The organism is [Actinomadura] parvosata subsp. kistnae (assembly GCF_900323885.1).
Classification (GTDB): domain Bacteria; phylum Actinomycetota; class Actinomycetes; order Streptosporangiales; family Streptosporangiaceae; genus Nonomuraea; species Nonomuraea composti.
In genome coordinates this window covers 204049-218796 of the sequence record NZ_OOHJ01000030.1, presented here as the reverse complement: position 1 = coordinate 218796, position 14748 = coordinate 204049, and the positions used below count along the sequence as shown (strand labels likewise).

General features: G+C 72.2%; 17 protein-coding genes. 6 read left to right on the top strand and 11 right to left on the bottom strand.

The genetic code is table 11. From position 1 onward, the window contains the following. Positions 1–4 precede the first annotated feature (4 nt). Together KIS93_RS56815 and KIS93_RS56810 are read left to right on the top strand one after the other, a co-directional pair. Entirely contained in the window at positions 5–607 is a 603-nt protein-coding gene (locus KIS93_RS56815; protein ID WP_155127611.1) for an FMN-binding protein, read from the top strand. Beyond that, positions 607–1392, top strand: a complete 786-nt coding sequence (locus KIS93_RS56810; protein WP_222108069.1) for an FAD:protein FMN transferase — start codon at positions 607–609, stop codon at positions 1390–1392. Before KIS93_RS56815 ends, KIS93_RS56810 begins: the two co-directional genes overlap by 1 nt. A gap of 415 nt (positions 1393–1807) precedes the next feature. Here the strand turns inward: KIS93_RS56810 and KIS93_RS56805 are convergent, their stop codons facing one another. From KIS93_RS56805 to KIS93_RS56780, 6 genes are all read right to left on the bottom strand, one after another. Next, entirely contained in the window at positions 1808–2083 is a 276-nt protein-coding gene (locus KIS93_RS56805) for an SHOCT domain-containing protein (RefSeq protein ID WP_222108068.1), read from the bottom strand. 237 nt (positions 2084–2320) lie between these two features. After that, positions 2321–3649: an MBL fold metallo-hydrolase gene (locus KIS93_RS56800; RefSeq protein ID WP_080039393.1), complete on the bottom strand. Its 1329-nt coding sequence runs from the start codon at positions 3647–3649 to the stop codon at positions 2321–2323. 68 nt (positions 3650–3717) lie between these two features. Continuing rightward, positions 3718–3987, bottom strand: coding sequence for a metal-sensitive transcriptional regulator (locus tag KIS93_RS56795; protein ID WP_080039392.1), 270 nt, complete (start codon positions 3985–3987; stop codon positions 3718–3720). Between the two features lie 242 nt (positions 3988–4229). Then, complete coding sequence (locus KIS93_RS56790; protein ID WP_080046804.1) at positions 4230–5072, bottom strand: universal stress protein; 843 nt, start codon at positions 5070–5072, stop codon at positions 4230–4232. Positions 5073–5108: 36 nt separating this feature from the next. Beyond that, a complete protein-coding gene (locus KIS93_RS56785; protein ID WP_080039391.1) occupies positions 5109–6014 on the bottom strand; it encodes a universal stress protein in 906 nt (301 codons plus the stop codon). Between the two features lie 513 nt (positions 6015–6527). Further along, positions 6528–7568: a hypothetical protein gene (locus KIS93_RS56780; protein ID WP_186405052.1), complete on the bottom strand. Its 1041-nt coding sequence runs from the start codon at positions 7566–7568 to the stop codon at positions 6528–6530. Positions 7569–7769: 201 nt separating this feature from the next. On the opposite strand from KIS93_RS56780, the gene KIS93_RS56775 reads away from it, so the two are divergent. From KIS93_RS56775 to KIS93_RS56765, 3 genes are read left to right on the top strand one after another with little or no spacing between them, the layout of a single operon-like run. After that, positions 7770–7994, top strand: coding sequence for a PLDc N-terminal domain-containing protein (locus KIS93_RS56775; RefSeq protein ID WP_080039389.1), 225 nt, complete (start codon positions 7770–7772; stop codon positions 7992–7994). Between the two features lie 24 nt (positions 7995–8018). Then, positions 8019–9017: a nitroreductase/quinone reductase family protein gene (locus tag KIS93_RS56770; RefSeq protein WP_230466502.1), complete on the top strand. Its 999-nt coding sequence runs from the start codon at positions 8019–8021 to the stop codon at positions 9015–9017. A 41-nt stretch (positions 9018–9058) separates the two neighbouring features. Continuing rightward, positions 9059–9466 carry a glutamate-cysteine ligase family protein gene (locus KIS93_RS56765; RefSeq protein WP_155127605.1) on the top strand — a complete coding sequence of 136 codons (408 nt, stop codon included), beginning with the start codon at positions 9059–9061 and terminating at the stop codon, positions 9464–9466. A gap of 107 nt (positions 9467–9573) precedes the next feature. On the opposite strand, the gene KIS93_RS56760 is transcribed toward KIS93_RS56765, so the two are convergent. Continuing rightward, positions 9574–10443, bottom strand: coding sequence for a GerMN domain-containing protein (locus tag KIS93_RS56760; protein WP_080039386.1), 870 nt, complete (start codon positions 10441–10443; stop codon positions 9574–9576). A gap of 893 nt (positions 10444–11336) precedes the next feature. Between KIS93_RS56760 and KIS93_RS56755 the strand changes: the two genes are divergently transcribed. Next, positions 11337–11942 (top strand): hypothetical protein, encoded by a 606-nt coding sequence (locus KIS93_RS56755; protein WP_080039385.1) that lies wholly within the window; start codon positions 11337–11339, stop codon positions 11940–11942. 185 nt (positions 11943–12127) lie between these two features. Here the strand turns inward: KIS93_RS56755 and KIS93_RS56750 are convergent, their stop codons facing one another. The 4 genes from KIS93_RS56750 to KIS93_RS56735 form a co-directional block, all read right to left on the bottom strand. Beyond that, positions 12128–12358 carry a hypothetical protein gene (locus KIS93_RS56750; RefSeq protein ID WP_080039384.1) on the bottom strand — a complete coding sequence of 77 codons (231 nt, stop codon included), beginning with the start codon at positions 12356–12358 and terminating at the stop codon, positions 12128–12130. Positions 12359–13067: 709 nt separating this feature from the next. Continuing rightward, the gene (locus tag KIS93_RS56745; RefSeq protein WP_155127603.1) at positions 13068–13280 is read right to left on the bottom strand and encodes a hypothetical protein; all 213 of its coding nucleotides are present in this window, start codon (positions 13278–13280) and stop codon (positions 13068–13070) included. Positions 13281–13729: 449 nt separating this feature from the next. Next, positions 13730–14383: a class F sortase gene (locus tag KIS93_RS56740; protein ID WP_080039382.1), complete on the bottom strand. Its 654-nt coding sequence runs from the start codon at positions 14381–14383 to the stop codon at positions 13730–13732. Further along, entirely contained in the window at positions 14376–14738 is a 363-nt protein-coding gene (locus KIS93_RS56735) for a hypothetical protein (protein WP_155127600.1), read from the bottom strand. The genes KIS93_RS56740 and KIS93_RS56735 overlap by 8 nt, the downstream gene beginning before the upstream one ends. Positions 14739–14748: the final 10 nt, after the last annotated feature.

The following is a 14748-nucleotide window of genomic DNA, read 5'->3' as shown; positions in this document are numbered from 1 at the left end:
CCTGATGCGCAGAGCGATCTTCGCCATCCTTGTCACCGCCGTCGGGCTGGTGCTGCTGCTGTCGTTCAAACCCCACGAGCTCACCGCGGTGGCCACCCCGCCGTCCGCCGCCTCCCCGGCACCCGCCCCACCGAGCGCCGGCTCCGGCGGTCAGCGGAAGGACCCGCACGACGAAGACGAGGAAGGCGGCAGCGACGATGACGAGCAGACCGGCATCACCCACCAGCAGCAGAGCAACGGCACCACTCCGCAGACCGGCCAGGACAGCACCGCTCCGCAGGCCGCCGGCGCCTGGACCGGGCCGGGCGCCGTCGCCGGCGCCACCAGCGGGGACAAAGTGATCACCGGCGACATCGCCGACACCCGCTGGGGGCCCGTACAGGTGCAGCTCGTCCTGAACGGCGGCACGATGACCGGCATCCGGGTCCTGCGGGCTCCCGACGGCAACCACCGCGACCTCGCCATCAACAGCCAGGCACTGCCGACGCTCAACGACCAGGCGCTGGCCGCGCAATCAGCCCAGATCGACGCCGTCTCCGGCGCCACCTACACCAGCGAGGGTTACATGCGGTCCCTGCAAAGCGCCCTGGACCGGGCCGGCCTGTGATGCGCCACGTCGAACACGCCATGGGCACGGTCTTCTCCTTCGACCTCCGCCCCCCGCTCGGCGACGCGCGACGGGCCGTCGCCGAGGCCGTCACCTGGCTGCACCGAGTGGACGCCATCTTCTCCCCCTACCGACAAGACAGCCCCATCAGCCGTCTCGGCAGGGGCGAGATCGGCCTGGACGACTGCCCGCCCGAGGTGACCGACGTCCTCGACCTTTGCGCTGCGGTGGCAGAAGTGTCGGACGGATACTTCTCCACCCGCCCTGCAGGCCTCCTCGACCCGTCCGCCCTGGTCAAGGGCTGGGCCGTCGAGCAGGCGTCCCGCATGCTCGACCGGCATGGAGCGGTGAACCACTGCCTGAACGGCGGCGGCGACATCCAGTGCGCGGGCCGCCCCGCCCGGGGCCGGCCGTGGCGGATCGCCGTCGCCCACCCCCTGCGCCCGGGAATCACGGCCACGGTGGTGTCCGGCCAGGACCTGGCCGTGGCCACCTCCGGCACGGCCGAACGCGGGCCGCACATCATCGACCCGCACACCGGCCGACCGGCACTGGAACTGGCCTCAATCACCGTCACCGGCACCGGCCTCACCATGGTCGACGCCTACGCCACCGCCGCCTTCGCGATGGGTGGCGCGGCCCGGGCCTGGGTCGAACGTCTTCCCGGCGCGGAGGCGTTCGCCATCACCACCACCGGCGCCACCTGGCACACCTCCGGCTTCCCGGACGCCGCGTCACCCGTCATCCAGGAGGCCGATGGCGCCATCCTGCAACGCCCCCGCTGATCACGACGTGGCACCCGGCGAATGCACGCATGGCGACCGCCGCACCGCGGCGACCACCCCGGGAGGGGGCGCCTGCAGCGGCCCGGCCGCCGGGAGATCATCACGACGGCCAGACCGAGTTGCCACGACGGTCTCGGCCATGCCCGCACATCAGCGGGCCGGCCATGGACGCGGCTACCGCTCGCCGAAGTGCGCGCCTGACCGAAGGACCTGCGCGGGGACGAACGCCACCAGAGCCGGCATCGGAGTTGGCGACCTGCGGCAGCGTGTCTTCACGGTAGGGGCCCGCGACTGGGCCGCTGTCGCCGCCTCCTACGCCGCAGATCGCACTCATCGACGGTGCGTGCGCTGCCGTCCAGAATCCGGGCGAGCGCCGTGGAGCTGATCCCAGCCGGTGCGAGCGGAGGGTGCGCGGTCAGCCGCGAACCGGATACTCAGGCCCGCGCTGCAGGACGTCCAGCCGGGAGCGGTACTCGTCGGTGTCGATCTCGCCCCGCGCGTAGCGCTGCGCAAGCAGTTCCTGCGCCGTCGGCGGCGGGGAAGTACGTCCCGCGCCGATGACCCGGCTCGCGTGACGGGCGGCCAGGACGATCGTGGTGATCACGAGTCCCCAGAACACGAGCGTGCTCAGACCCATGAGCACATAGCCCCAGCCGTTCATGCCGTTGTAACCCCACCACATCATCGCCATCACCTCGGATGCGTTCGATTCCCCTCATCCTGTGCGGACGGCCAGCCGCGGCGACAGGGACCTTCGTCCCTGCTTGGAGCGGAATCCGCAACAGGGTCCGAGGCCGAGGCCACCGCACCAGCACGACGGGCAGAGGAGCAGCAGGCGGCCGCCCGCATCGGTGACGATGCGCCGCAGGTGCGCGTCGACCTGGTCGAGGGCAGGTCGATGGGGGACACGGCTTTCTCCTGGTGCGGGTCAGGCGGCGTCAGGGTCGCGCAGGGCAGCGGCGACGTCGGGGACGCCTGCTCCGGTGAGCACGATCGGCCGGTAGCCCTCGCGGGCGAGGTGAGCGGCGGCGATGGCGGCCCGGCGGCCGGAGGCGCACGCGACGAGCACCGGCCGCTCCGGGTCGAGCTCGGCGGGGACGCCCTGGGTGAACAGGTCGGGCAGGAATCGCTCGACGGCGCCCGCGAGCCGGGTCTGCTCCTGTTCGCTGGGCATCCGCACGTCCAGGAGCTGCGCGTCGGGCTGGAGCAGCAGCTTGACGAAGGCGTCGAGGTCGGTGAGCCGGTAGGTCTGGGTGGCGGCCTGGCCGAGGTCGCGCACGACGCCCTGGACGGTGTCGATGCCGATCCGGGCGAGCTGGGTGACGGCCTCGGTGACGTCCTGGCCGGGTTCGGCGACCAGGGTGATCGGCTCGTCGCGGGGGAGCAGCCAGCCGGTCCAGCTGCCGAAGTCGTCGTCCAGTTCGATGCCGTAGGAGCCGGGCAGCATGCCCCGGGCCTGGAGGTGGCGCGGGCGCAGGTCCACGACGTGACCGCTGGGCTCGTTGAGGTCGGGGACGTGGACGGGCGGCATGGCGGGCACGCCGAGCGTGTTGGCCGGGCCCATGTGGCGGTAGAAGGCGGGGATGGGCATCGGGTGGGTCAGCAGCGTGTCGGCGAACTTCTCCGGGTCGTCGATGGCCAGCAGCGGGTTGTCCGTCAGCTCCGCTGCGATGGTGGAGGTCAGGCGGCCGGCGCCGGTGGCGGTGCAGAACGAGCCCTCGCCGTGGGTGGGGTAGAGGGCGAGGCCGGGTGGCAGCGCGGCCAGTCGGCGCAGCGAGCGGTGCTGGAGGCGGGCCAGGGTGCGGGCGCGTTCGGGGCCGAGCAGGTCGGGGCGGCCGGCGGAGGCGACGAGCAGGCTGCCGCCGGAGAACAGCGCGGCCGGCTCGCCGTCGATGAGCACCAGGTAGCTGGTGTGCTCGGGGGTGTGGCCGGGCGTGTGCACGGGGCGGACGGTCAGCCCGGCGCCGCCGTCGAGGTCCTCCAGGTGGAAGGCGGGCGTGTGCCGGTAGGCGGGCGCCGCGGCGGCGGGCAGCACCAGCTCGGCGCCGGTGCGCAGGGCGGCCTGCTCGGCGCCGGAGACGTAGTCGTTGTGCACGTGTGTCTCCAGCACGAACCGCAGCTCGACGTCCCGTTCAGCGGCGGCGTCGAGGAAACGGCCGATGTCGCGCTGGGGATCGACGAGCACGCCTTGGCCGTCGTGGGTGAGCAGGTAGGTCTGGTCGCCCAGGCCGGGCGTCCGGAACGACGTGACTTCCATGTCTATACCCCCCGGAGTATGTGAAGGTCAAAAAGGTGCGGCCACGGACGCCCCGTGGCCGCCGGGTGTCAGGCGAGCGCCAGGAACAGCTTCTCCAGCTCCGCGACGCTCATGGGCGGCTCGTCGCCGCGCCTGTCGGCGTCCTGGCAGTGCCGCAGGCCCGTGGCCACGATCTTGAAGCCGGCCCGGTCGAGCGCCTTGGAGACGGCGGCGAGCTGGGTGAGGACCTTCGCGCAGTCCTCGCCCGCCTCGATCATCGCGATGACCCCGGCCAGCTGGCCGTGCGCCCGCTTCAAGCGGGTCAGCGCGTCGCCCACCATGCTCTCGTTCAGCTCCATGCCTCCAAGATACCCCCCGGGGTACCCGAGAAAGCAAATGAAGGCGGTCCAACCGCGTTGCCGGAAGGACCGCCGGCGGGCAGTGACACCGAGGCCCCATGCCGACACCGCGCTCACCCGGACGCGGGCGGCGACGCCGGTGATCGTCTCGACTCAACTGAGCCCCTCCAGGGACGGCGGCCTCCGGTGGCTCCCTCCGCTTCCCGTCACCGTGCCCGGACCCCGTTCTTCGGCATCGCCCTTCAGCGAGCTTCGTGGGCGGCCTCGGAAGGAGGCACCACGGCCACCGGGCACACCGCGTGGTGGAGCACGCCATGACTGACCGACCCCAGCACCGCGGAGCTGAACCCGCCCAGCCCGCGCGAGCCCACCACGACGAGGTCGGCTGTGGACGAAGCGTTCCTGAGGGCCGCCACGGGGTGGTCGCAGACCTGGTCGTCGACGATGCGCACGTCAGGGTTCGCTTCCCGCCACGGTACGACCTGCTCGGCGGCCTCGCGCGCACTCTCCTCGAAACCTTCGCTGAGGATCCTGTAGGCGGAGCCGTACGAGGACAGGACCGGTGGCCGCCACGCATGGAGCACGAGCAGCTCCGCCTCCCGGGCGCGCGCCTGCACCAGGGCGTACTCCATGGCGGCCCGGGACTGCCGGCCGTCGTATCCGACCACGATCCTGCCGTGCCGTACCGTTGCGGCCTCGCGGACGACGACGACCGGGCTCGCGGCGCGCCCGGCCAGCGCGAGGCTCGTGGAGCCGAGCACCATTCCCGCGAAGCCGCCCAGCCCTCTGCTGCCCAGCACCAGGCTGTCGGCCCCCGCCGACTCCCTCACCAGATCGTTCACCACCGGACCCGGCAGGATCTCCGTGCCGACCTGCACGCCGGGAACCAGGCCGCGGGCCCGGTCCGCCGCCGATTCCAGCATCCCGGCACAGTACTCGGCCGTCCCCGCGGCGCGGGCCCACTGCTCGCACACGTGCACCAGGCGCAGCTCCAGCGAACGTCTGCCTGCGTCGGCCGCGCCCCACTCGACCGCCGCCATCGAGGGCGGAGAGCCGTCCACGCCCGCCACGATCCGTCCAGCCATCTCTTCGTCTCCCTCCATCTCAGCCCGGGCCGCCGATCATCCCGGTGGCAGTCGCGGGTTCAGCACGCCGGCGGGGGTCACCGCGACCGGGCACCAGGCGCCGAGCAGCGCCGCCTGGGTGACCGGGCCGAGCAGCAGGCAGGCGGGAGATCCGTTCCCCCGGTTGCCGAGGACGAGGAGCGTGGCGCCCTTCGTCGCGTCGACCAGCACGCGTCGGGGACGTTCGGTCACGAACTCGATGAACACCGTCACCTCGGGGCGTCCGGCGGCCAGATGGGAGACGACCTCCCGGAAGCGAGCCTCCGCACCCCTGCGCAGCGCGTTGGAATCGACGAACGGGAGCGGCTCCGGCCAGGACGCCGACCCACAGTCGGACCAGCAGCACAGGGCCGTCACGCTGCCGTCGCGCAACGCCGCCTCCTCCAGCGCGAACTCCAAGGCCGCCACGCTGGGCGGCGAGCCGTCGAGGCCGACGACGACGCGAACGTCCTGGCCGTCCGGTGGCTGGAGGCACGGACGGACGACGACGACAGGCCTGACGCTGTGCGCCGGCACCTGCACGGCGGCCGCTCCCACCTGGAGCCCGTCGAACCCACCCTGCCCACGGCATCCGAGCACCGCCATCTCCGCCCCACGCGCGACCTCCAGCAGCACCGCCGAGGGCGTGCCCTTGCCCAGGACCGGCTGGACGTCCACCTCCGGAGCGAGTTCCTTGGCGCGGCGCACTCCCTCGTCGACGACGCCGAGGGCGACCTGCTCGATCTGTGCGAGGACCTCCTGGGCGACCGGCCTCGGGGCGTAGGGCCAGTGCAGGGCGTGGCAGACCAGTACGGGCAGCCTCCGCAGCCGCGCCTCCTCGACGGCCCAGCGCAGCGCGTGCCGGCTCTCGGGCGAGTCGTCGTAGCCGACCAGGATGGGCCGGCCGGCCTGTTCGTCGCGCACTGCCGCCTCCGGAAGAGCAATGGTCTGCCCCTGCCGGATCAGCCTTCCCGCCGCTGTCGGAGTGAGCCTCACCTGCCGGGAAACTCTTGGTCTGTCTCGCTTGCCCTGGATGGCCTGCCGCATGACGCTTGTTGTTCCGCTGCCCGGCCGTGCCGGACCGGGAAGACCGCGGTCGTGGCCCTGGATGGGTGGCGGCGTGCCGAACGTCGGGTGCGCGGATGGCGCCTGTGCGGCCGTGGGAGTCACGGTGACCGCGATGACCTCAGAGCCGTGGGTCAGAGCCAGGCTGGTGAGCAGCAGATCGACCGAGGGCAGCGGCACGGACATGATGTGGGCGGTCCGGGTGTCCTCGGTGATGAGCACATGATGTCCCTGGCCATCATGGCCGGCGACGCGCTCTTGTGGGCGGGGGACAGGGATGCCGCAGCACGATGACGGCGGCGACCGGGCACCGTGCGGCTTGCGCGCCCGTGGTGCGGGTCCTCACCTGAGGAGAGTGCCGCTCGGCGGTGGTCATGGTGCGCCTTCCTGAAAAGGCCACGTCACCGGGACTGCGAGGCGGAAGGGGACGACGGGGTCACCAGCATCGCGCGGCGCAGGAAGCGCTGCAGGTCGCCGGTCGTAACCATGCCGGTGACGTGGCCCGCCCTCGGCGACGACCGCCACCAACGGCCCGAGGGGGCGCAGCCCGGTCAGGCCGGCGGCGGGAGCGTCCGGCGTGAGGACGTTGGAACGGGGCAGCGGTGTCATGACCGAGCGGACGTGCAGCTCGGCGCGGCGCTGGGCGGGAACGGCGATGATCCGGTCGGCGGCGATGACACCGACGGGATCGCCCGCGAGCTCCACGACCGGGAAGACATCCTGATCGGAGTCGGCGACGGTCTGCTCGGCACAGCTCTGCAGGGTGTGCCAGGCTTGCGCGCACGCCGGGGACCGGTGCATGACGTCGGCCACGGTCGCGCCGCTCAGCGCGCCGCGCACCAGGTGGGCCGTCCCTCCGGCGCCGGCGGAGGACGTGAGGAACCAGCCGATCAGCACGGTCCAGATGCCTTGCTCAGGCTGAAGAAGATCATTTCGAGCAGGCCCAGTCCCACGAAGGCCAGGCCGAGGGTACGCCCGGCGCGGACGGCGGCGAGCTCGGCCCGGGACCGGCCGTGGTGGTGCCACCACAGCAGGGCACGCAGCACCCGCCCGCCGTCCAGAGACGCGCCCGGCAGCAGGGTTGAACACGGCCAGCACGCCGTTCATGGCGGCCAGCCAGAGCAGGGACCGGGTCAGCAGCGGCGACGCGCTCAGGGCCTCGCCGAGGAGGTAGCCGCCGCCCAGCAGCAGCCTCGCGGCCGCGCCGACCACGGGGCCGGCGGCGGCGATGACGAGATCGGCCCTGGGGTCCGGCGGCTGGTCCTCAAGCTCGGAGAAACCGCCCAGCATCCACAGCCTGATCGACCTGACCCGCACGCCGTGCCGCCTGGCCAGCACGCCGTCGGCGAAGATCAGCGCGATCAGGGCGAGCCCGAGCAACGCCGACCAGTTCGGCGCCGATCGGGATGCCATACAGGCGGCCCAGACGCACGGAAGTCTCCCTGACTCCACCCTCCGCCCTGCCGAGGGCGAGGACAGCAGGTCTTCGGCCTGCGGTTCGCACCGTTGGTCCCACAGCGCGAGCACCTGTCCAACGCTTCGAAGCTGGGGACTTTCGGCCCCACCGGGAGCACCGCGACGCTGCCACACTCGGGCTGACGAAGGAGGGGGCGTATGCGATGGGAACAGATGTCCAAGCGGCAGCGGGGCCTGCTGATGGCGCTGGTGTCGGCCGAGATGGCGCTGACGACGGCGGCGGCCGTCGACCTGGCGTTCTGCCCCAAGGAGACGGTGCGGGGGAGGAGAGGGTTGTGGTGGCTGGGCATCTTCGTCCAGCCGATCGGCAAGATCGCTTACCTGCTGTGGGGGCGGCGGCGACACTCCCCTGAGAAGACCTGAGGCGGCCTCGTCATGCGCGTGACCATGCTGAGGGTCGTGGACCGGCTCCAGACGCTCCTGGTGAACCCGGTCGCCGGCCGCCTGCTGCGTACGCCGCTGCACGACCTGCTGTCGGAGCGCGTCGCCCTGCTGACCCTCACCGGCCGCCGGAGCGGGGCCACCATCCGCCTTCCCGTGCAGTACGAGCAGCACGGAGACACGCTCACCGTGCTCAGCAGGCCGTCACGACGATGGTGGCGCAACCTCAACGAGGGGGCGCCGGTACGGATCGCGTTGCGGGGGCAGGACCGGCACGGCCACGCCACCGTCGCCCGAGCCGGTTCCGCCGTGGTTGTGACCATCCGCCTCGTAGCCGAGCAGTGCGGCCCTCCGGCGGATCGCGGGCGGCTGTGGCGGCGCTGGACGAAGGCGGTCACGCTGGGGGAGATCGCCGGGTTCGCCGTGCCGGCCGTCGTGGCGGCCCAGGTGGCGGCGGCCGAGTGGACGTGGCTGGGCATCGGGCCGTTGCTCCAGGGCGCGGCCATCGTCATGGCGGGAGCGGTGGAGGGCGCGATCCTCGGCCTCGCGCAGGCGTACGTGCTCAGGGCCGCCCTTCCCGTGATCCCCACGCGAGCGTGGGTGCGTGCGACGGCGGCCGGAGCGGTGATCGCCTGGACCGTCGGCCTGTTGCCGGTCGTCCTGGGCGAGCGGATCCTGCGCTGGCCGCCGGCCGTCCTGGTCCTGCTCGGGCTGACCCTGCTCGGGTCGATGGGCCTGCTGCAAGCGCGGCTGCTGCGCGGCCAGGTGCGCAAGGCGTGGCGGTGGGCGGTCGCCTCCGCCGGCTCCTGGCTGGTCGCGCTGGGCGCCTTCGCACTGGTGACCACGCCGCTGTGGCAGGAGGGCCAGCCCGGCTGGCTGGTCGTGGCCATCGGCGTGCTGGGCGGAGCGGTCATGGCGGCGACGGCGGCGGCGCTCACCGGGGCCGCGATCGTGTGCCTGCTCCCCGTTCCGGTGAGTGGCGCGTCGGTCGCGAAGGCCCGCTGAGCTCCGCTGGCGCTCTGTGCCACAGGTGCTGACGGTGGGGGGTGGAGGAGGAGTTCCTCCTCCTGGCTCACGCCGGCAGCCGGGACACCGGGTGGGCCAGCAGCCGCTCCCCGGAATGGATCCGCTGGCCGTCGGCGCGGCCTCTCGCGTGTGGCCGCCTACGACGCCACGGTGCGCGGCATGATCAGCAGCGTATGATCAGCAGCGGCCGGGCCATGGACGAGCGGTCCGTCCACTTCCACGCCGGCCCGTCGCCGCGCTACTCGACGGCGGAGGTGAGGATCATGGACATCTGTCTGTCTGCTGACGATGCCGTCGCGATGGCGGCTCTCGTCCGCGCCCTCGCCATCAAGGAGCTCCGGGACGGCGTGCCGATCAGGCGGATGAGCGACCGGCGAATCGACGCCGAGCTGGCCCGTACCGCCCCCGATGGCCTGGGCGTGTGGTGATGCTGATCGTGCGTCCGGTGCTGCCCTTCAGCTGATCAGGCTCATGACCGGGAGCTGCCTGGCCCGGCCGCCGGGGCGACGGTCCGGGCCCGGGCAGGTGCCGCCGGTTACGGTTCCAGGCTCCGCGGGACGGAGTCGGACAGGCCGTAGGGCTGCTGGGTGTGCCCGCGAGCGTCGTAGATCTTCACGTACCTGATCGACGGGAACTGCTTGAGGGTCGGCTTGATCTCGTCGGCGATCGTGAACGTCGATCCCGCGCCGGTCAGGCGGCCGGTCAGGTAGACCCTGGCGACGCCCCTCTTGACGGTCAGCTTGCTGAAGCCGGTGGCCTTGGAGGAGACGAAGCTCAGCCCCTGCGCCTGCTCGGCCGGCGTGGGGCCGGCGAACAGCCGCTGCAGCGCGCCGTACGCGGTCGCCGGCGGGATGACCGGCCGCTGCACCGCCGTGGTGTACGGCTGCCGGCCGGCCTTGTAGTTGGCGGTGTTGAGGAAGTAGTCGCGTACCGGGACGGTCCGGTAGGGAGTGGTGATGTCCACCACGACGCGGCTGGGCCGGATCAGCTTGGAGACCCGGAACGGGGCCTGCCTGGACAGCCCCACTCCGTAGGTGAGCTCGGAATTGTACGGGGTGGCCGCGGCGACCTGGATGACGCCGGGCAGTGGGTAGGTGGTGCGGGCCGGGCCGGTGGCCGTGCTCGCCTCTTCGAAGCGGACCCGCAGCAGCGCGTCGCCCACGAGGCCGACCGTGCGTCCGGTGGCCTGGTCGACGACCCGGTTGACGTAGCGGGTCTGCACGGTGTGCGGCAGCCGGCCGCGGAACTCGAACACCAGCCGGTCGAAGCCCGGGTGGTGCGCGACGCGGACGCCGGTCAGTGTCGGTACCGGGGCGAGCTGGGCGGCCCGCACCGGCAGGGACAGCGGGACGGTCACCGCCGCCGCCATGGTCGCGCCGATGATGAGGGGGCGGATCGGGAGCATGATGGATCATCTTCTTCCCCGTGAGTGCTCCTTGATCAAAGCATCTCGCGGGGCGGGAGGCGCCGGTAGGGGCGAACGTCCCGGCTTCGAGCGCCGCATTGCCGTGAACGGCCGGAAACGCGGACGGCGGCCTTGTCCGGTCTCGCGCGACGGGACCGCACGGCTCCAGGGGGGAACCGATCTTCGCCCGCCACCAGGTCGGTTCGTGACGAAGGCCGGCGACATCAGTGTCCTTCGCCTCCGTGCGCCGGCCAGCGGCGTTGATGTGCTGGTGGCGACCGAAACGAGAGGGGATCACCATGTCCGTGACGGCATTGCCACGCCGCCGCAAGCTAGGCCTCTGGATGGCGACCGCGCTGGTCTTCGCCCGCCTCGGCCGCGCCTACCCCAGGACCGGTGGCCCGTACGCCTGCGCCCGCCGCGCCTTCGGCGACTTCGTCGGCTAGGTGACGGCCTGGATCCAGCCACCCTGCCGGATCCCGCGGACACGGCGCTGCCACGCCGTCATCGCGGCGCTGCCACGCCGTCATCGCGGCGCGGCCGCTCGCATCGCTTGACGAGGGATTTCGTGACGGGCGGTAGTGCCGGCCACGATCTCGGTCTCCGCTTTTCCACCTGCCCGATCATGGCCGGGCAGGGACGTTGGGCCCTGCCGGGTGAGGACCAACCTCCCTGTACCGAACGGCCGTGCGCGAAGCACGCTGGTGTCACGCGAACGCGATGTGGGTGAGGAGATGAGGGTCATGCGACGAGTCCAGGCGATCCTGCGGCCCCGGCCGGCGAAGAAGCCCTCTCCGCTCGACCTGCGAACGCCGGCAGGACGGAACCTGCCCTACTGACATCGCCCGCCTGCCCTGTCACGCAGCGGGGTTCGGATGACAAGGAGGAAGCCCATGACGGCAAGACGGACGATGGCCGCGCTCGCCGCGGGTGCGGTGGCCTACCTGCTGTTCATCCGTCCCCGGCAGCAGCGCTGGGGCGCCACCCGCATGGAGGCACACGCCCCGATGCCCGGTGACGACATCGCACCGCGCGCCCACCTCCAGGCCACCCGGGCCGTCACCATCGACGCGCCGCCCAAGGAGGTCTGGCCGTGGCTGGTACAGATGGGCGGCTACACCCGGGCCGGCTGGTACAGCTACGACCACATCGACAACGCCAGGCGGCCCAGCGCGGACCGCATCGTCCCGGAGCTGCAGCACCTGCAGGCCGGTGACGTCATGCCGACCGCGCCGGACGGTACGGGGTTCACCGTGGAGCGGATCGACCCCCCGTCCACGCTGGTGTTGTCCATCCACGCCTATGAGGGCACGGTGAGTTGTTGCATCACGTTGCGCGAGAGCGGGGACGGCAGCCGGCTGGTCGTCCGGCTGCGGGTGCGGGCCCGGCCCACGCTGCGCGGGCTGGCCTTCCTGGCGCTGATGGAGGTGGGCGACTTCGTGATGATGCGCAAGCAGTTGCTCACGATCAGGGCTCGGGCTGAGGGCGCGGCATCATGACGGTCAACCGGCGCATCGTCGCCGGGGAGTACGGCGGTCCGGAGGTGCTGCGCCTGGTCCAGGAGCCGATGCCGCAGCTAGCCTTCGGCAGGCCGCTGATGCGAAGGTGATCGCGACACCGGACTCGCGGTCGACGGTGTCGCGATGGAGGTCACTCCGTACCGTTGCGTATCCGCGATCGGCCTTCAGAGGATGAGGAGGATGAGGAGGATCATCACGGCCATCAGCGCGGTGGCCACGATATGCCGGTCGAACCAGGCCAGCAGACGGTCGATGGGCGGAAGGACCATGGTGGCGGGTGGTTCGGATGCGAGCGTGCTGAGCGTCCTGACCCGGGCGACGAACGCCGGATCGTCGTGGGCGAGCCGTCCCTCGATCCGCAGCAGCCTGAGATGTTCCTGCCAGCTGAGCCGCATGTTCCTCATCGCCTTCGTCAGTCGTGTTTCGCCAGGTGCCGGGCGTGCGCCTTCTTGCCAGCATCGGTGGCCGATCCGCCACTGAACGGAGGCCAAAGTCCCGTCGGTGAGGGCCGATGGTCCCCGGTCACGAGCGGGCTCGTGCGGCGGCTGGCAGGCTTGGTAATAGGGAAGAGCGGCCTGCGTGGTGGGCTGGTGCTACGCGACGGCGAGAGGGCCAGATGCTGACCGACGGGTACACACGGCTCCCGCCGGACTGGCAGCACCAACGCCACGAGCTCCAGCCAGAAACGCTCGATCGTCGTGCCGCCCAGGATCCGCACTGCGCATCGCCGCGGTGTCGTGCGCTTGCACCTCGGTGGCGAAGCTTGTCGTGGGGACGCCCACGCCAGGATGACCGTGGTCCACGGCGCTGCACCGCCGCCACCCTCAGGAACTCACCGAAACCGCCCTGCTCATGGTCGCAGCGCAGGGTCCTCGCGACCTTTCGCGTGTGCGGGGTGTGACGGGGTGCCATCGGATGCCGAGCACGGAGGCGGCCACGAGGACGCCACTGGCGATCATCACAGTGGCCGAGCCGCCGACCGCGCCGCCGGTCCAGTGCCAGACCGCCTCGGACATGGCCGCGTGACCCCGCCGACGCTGGCCGCCAGCGGCACCCAGACCCGTTCCCGCCGGTACAGCAGCAGGCAGGTCACGGCCACCGCCATCACGTATGCCCAAACATCGTGGGATCGTAGCCGACGTCCTGCCTGCGGTCGGACAGGGAGATGGCCGCGCCGTGCCCCAGGCCGAGCGCCCGTTGTTCGATCACGCCGGCCAACACCAGCGTCGTCCACACCACCCCCAGCCCGACGAGCGACAACCCTGCGGACAGGACGGATCCGTCGGTCCGTTCGTCAGCGAGCGAACCGGCGGTCAACGCGGCGAAGAACGCGCACGCCGGTAGGAGGGGGCGCGGCGCGGGTCAGGGCGTAGCCGAGAGCGGCTACCAGCAGGTCTGCGGCGCCCGCGACGCCGGGTGTGGCCGGCGTGATCTCCGCGGTGGCCGGCGGGGCCGTGGCCGTCAGCACGATCACCTTGTGCGCCTTCCCGGCAGCCCCGCCATGACATGGCCGCCAGGGGGAGGGCGCCGGCCAGCAGCAGGCCGCCGCCGACGTATCCGGCCACTTCCGCCCACCGCGCCCGGGCGGGTGGCGGGCTGTGGTGGAGCACCACGCGCACGGCTATCGCCTGATCGGCGAAGATCACCCCTTGGTGGACGAGCTGAGCGAGCGCTTCGTCGCGTGACCCGGTCATCGGGCACTCCTCTCACGTGCGGTACCTCGTGGGCTCTGCCCGGGCGGACAGGCACGTCCGGGCAGGGCATGGTCAGGCCGGGTTCTGCACGAGGGTGCCGAAGGCGACGATGTTGTCTCGGTAGGAGCCTGTGGTGCGGTCGAACGAGCCGCCACAGGTGATCAGCCTGATCTCCGGCCGGTCGGTGTCGCCGTAGACCTGATCGGTGGGAAAGTCGCTCTTGGGGAAACGTTCGAGGCTGTAGACGCGGAAGGTGGCCGTGCGGCCGTCCTCCCGCTCCACCTGGACCAGCGAGCCGGGCCGGAGCTGGGTGACCCGGTAGAAGACGGCGGGACCGCTGGCCCGCGAGTCGACGTGCCCGTAGAAGGCGGCGACACCGATCTCGCCCGGGGCCGCGCCGTTGGCGTACCAGCTCACCAGGTACGGCTTGCTGAGCGGCGGCTCTCCGGCGGTGCCGTCGGCGTTGCGGCCCATCCCCACGACCGGCGCGTCCACCTCAATGGACGGGACGAGCAGCCGGGTGGGCGCCGAGCGGGGCAGCGCCTGTGCCGCGCCGGCGTCGGCGGGTGTGCTCGTGGCGGCCGGCGGAGGCTGCACGGTGGGCGGCGGTCCGGGGCTGTGCCGGGTCGACAGGAGCAGGAACGTCCCTGCGGCGACGAGCACGACGGCCATGGCGGCCCAGGCCGCCGCCACCCAGCGGCGGCGGCCCGGCCGGCGCTCAGGCATCGTTCCGGCGGCGCAGCACCGAGGCGGTGGCGGCCAGGCCGCCCGCCGCGATCAGGCCGAGGCCGAGGGCGTAGGGTGCGGGGTCGGGCTGGGTGGCGCCGTCGCCGGTCCTGGCCGGGCCGATCGGCTTGGGATAGCCGACCCGCAGCCAGGTCTGGGCGTCCAGATCGGTGCCGTTGCCGAACAGCGACACCTGGTAGAGGCCCGCGGGAAGGCCGGTGTGGGTGCGCACGGTCAACGCGGTCTTGCCCTCCAGCGGGTGACGGCCGAAGGCACGCGAGTGGACGGCGGCCGCGTCGGTGCCGCCTGGCAGGGTGACGCTGATCTTGACCCAGTCACCCCGGGCGGAGACCACCTTCGGCGAC

Coding starts and splice junctions, on each gene's coding strand:
- KIS93_RS56805 (WP_222108068.1), bottom strand. CDS start 2,083: ATGGCGATGATGTGGTGGGGTTACAACGGCATGAACGGCTGGGGCTAT.
- KIS93_RS56815 (WP_155127611.1), top strand. CDS start 5: ATGCGCAGAGCGATCTTCGCCATCCTTGTCACCGCCGTCGGGCTGGTG.
- KIS93_RS56775 (WP_080039389.1), top strand. CDS start 7,770: ATGCGATGGGAACAGATGTCCAAGCGGCAGCGGGGCCTGCTGATGGCG.
- KIS93_RS56800 (WP_080039393.1), bottom strand. CDS start 3,649: ATGGAAGTCACGTCGTTCCGGACGCCCGGCCTGGGCGACCAGACCTAC.
- KIS93_RS56795 (WP_080039392.1), bottom strand. CDS start 3,987: ATGGAGCTGAACGAGAGCATGGTGGGCGACGCGCTGACCCGCTTGAAG.
- KIS93_RS56770 (WP_230466502.1), top strand. CDS start 8,019: ATGCTGAGGGTCGTGGACCGGCTCCAGACGCTCCTGGTGAACCCGGTC.
- KIS93_RS56750 (WP_080039384.1), bottom strand. CDS start 12,358: ATGCGGCTCAGCTGGCAGGAACATCTCAGGCTGCTGCGGATCGAGGGA.
- KIS93_RS56755 (WP_080039385.1), top strand. CDS start 11,337: ATGACGGCAAGACGGACGATGGCCGCGCTCGCCGCGGGTGCGGTGGCC.
- KIS93_RS56780 (WP_186405052.1), bottom strand. CDS start 7,568: ATGGCATCCCGATCGGCGCCGAACTGGTCGGCGTTGCTCGGGCTCGCC.
- KIS93_RS56810 (WP_222108069.1), top strand. CDS start 607: ATGCGCCACGTCGAACACGCCATGGGCACGGTCTTCTCCTTCGACCTC.
- KIS93_RS56760 (WP_080039386.1), bottom strand. CDS start 10,443: ATGCTCCCGATCCGCCCCCTCATCATCGGCGCGACCATGGCGGCGGCG.
- KIS93_RS56740 (WP_080039382.1), bottom strand. CDS start 14,383: ATGCCTGAGCGCCGGCCGGGCCGCCGCCGCTGGGTGGCGGCGGCCTGG.
- KIS93_RS56790 (WP_080046804.1), bottom strand. CDS start 5,072: ATGGCTGGACGGATCGTGGCGGGCGTGGACGGCTCTCCGCCCTCGATG.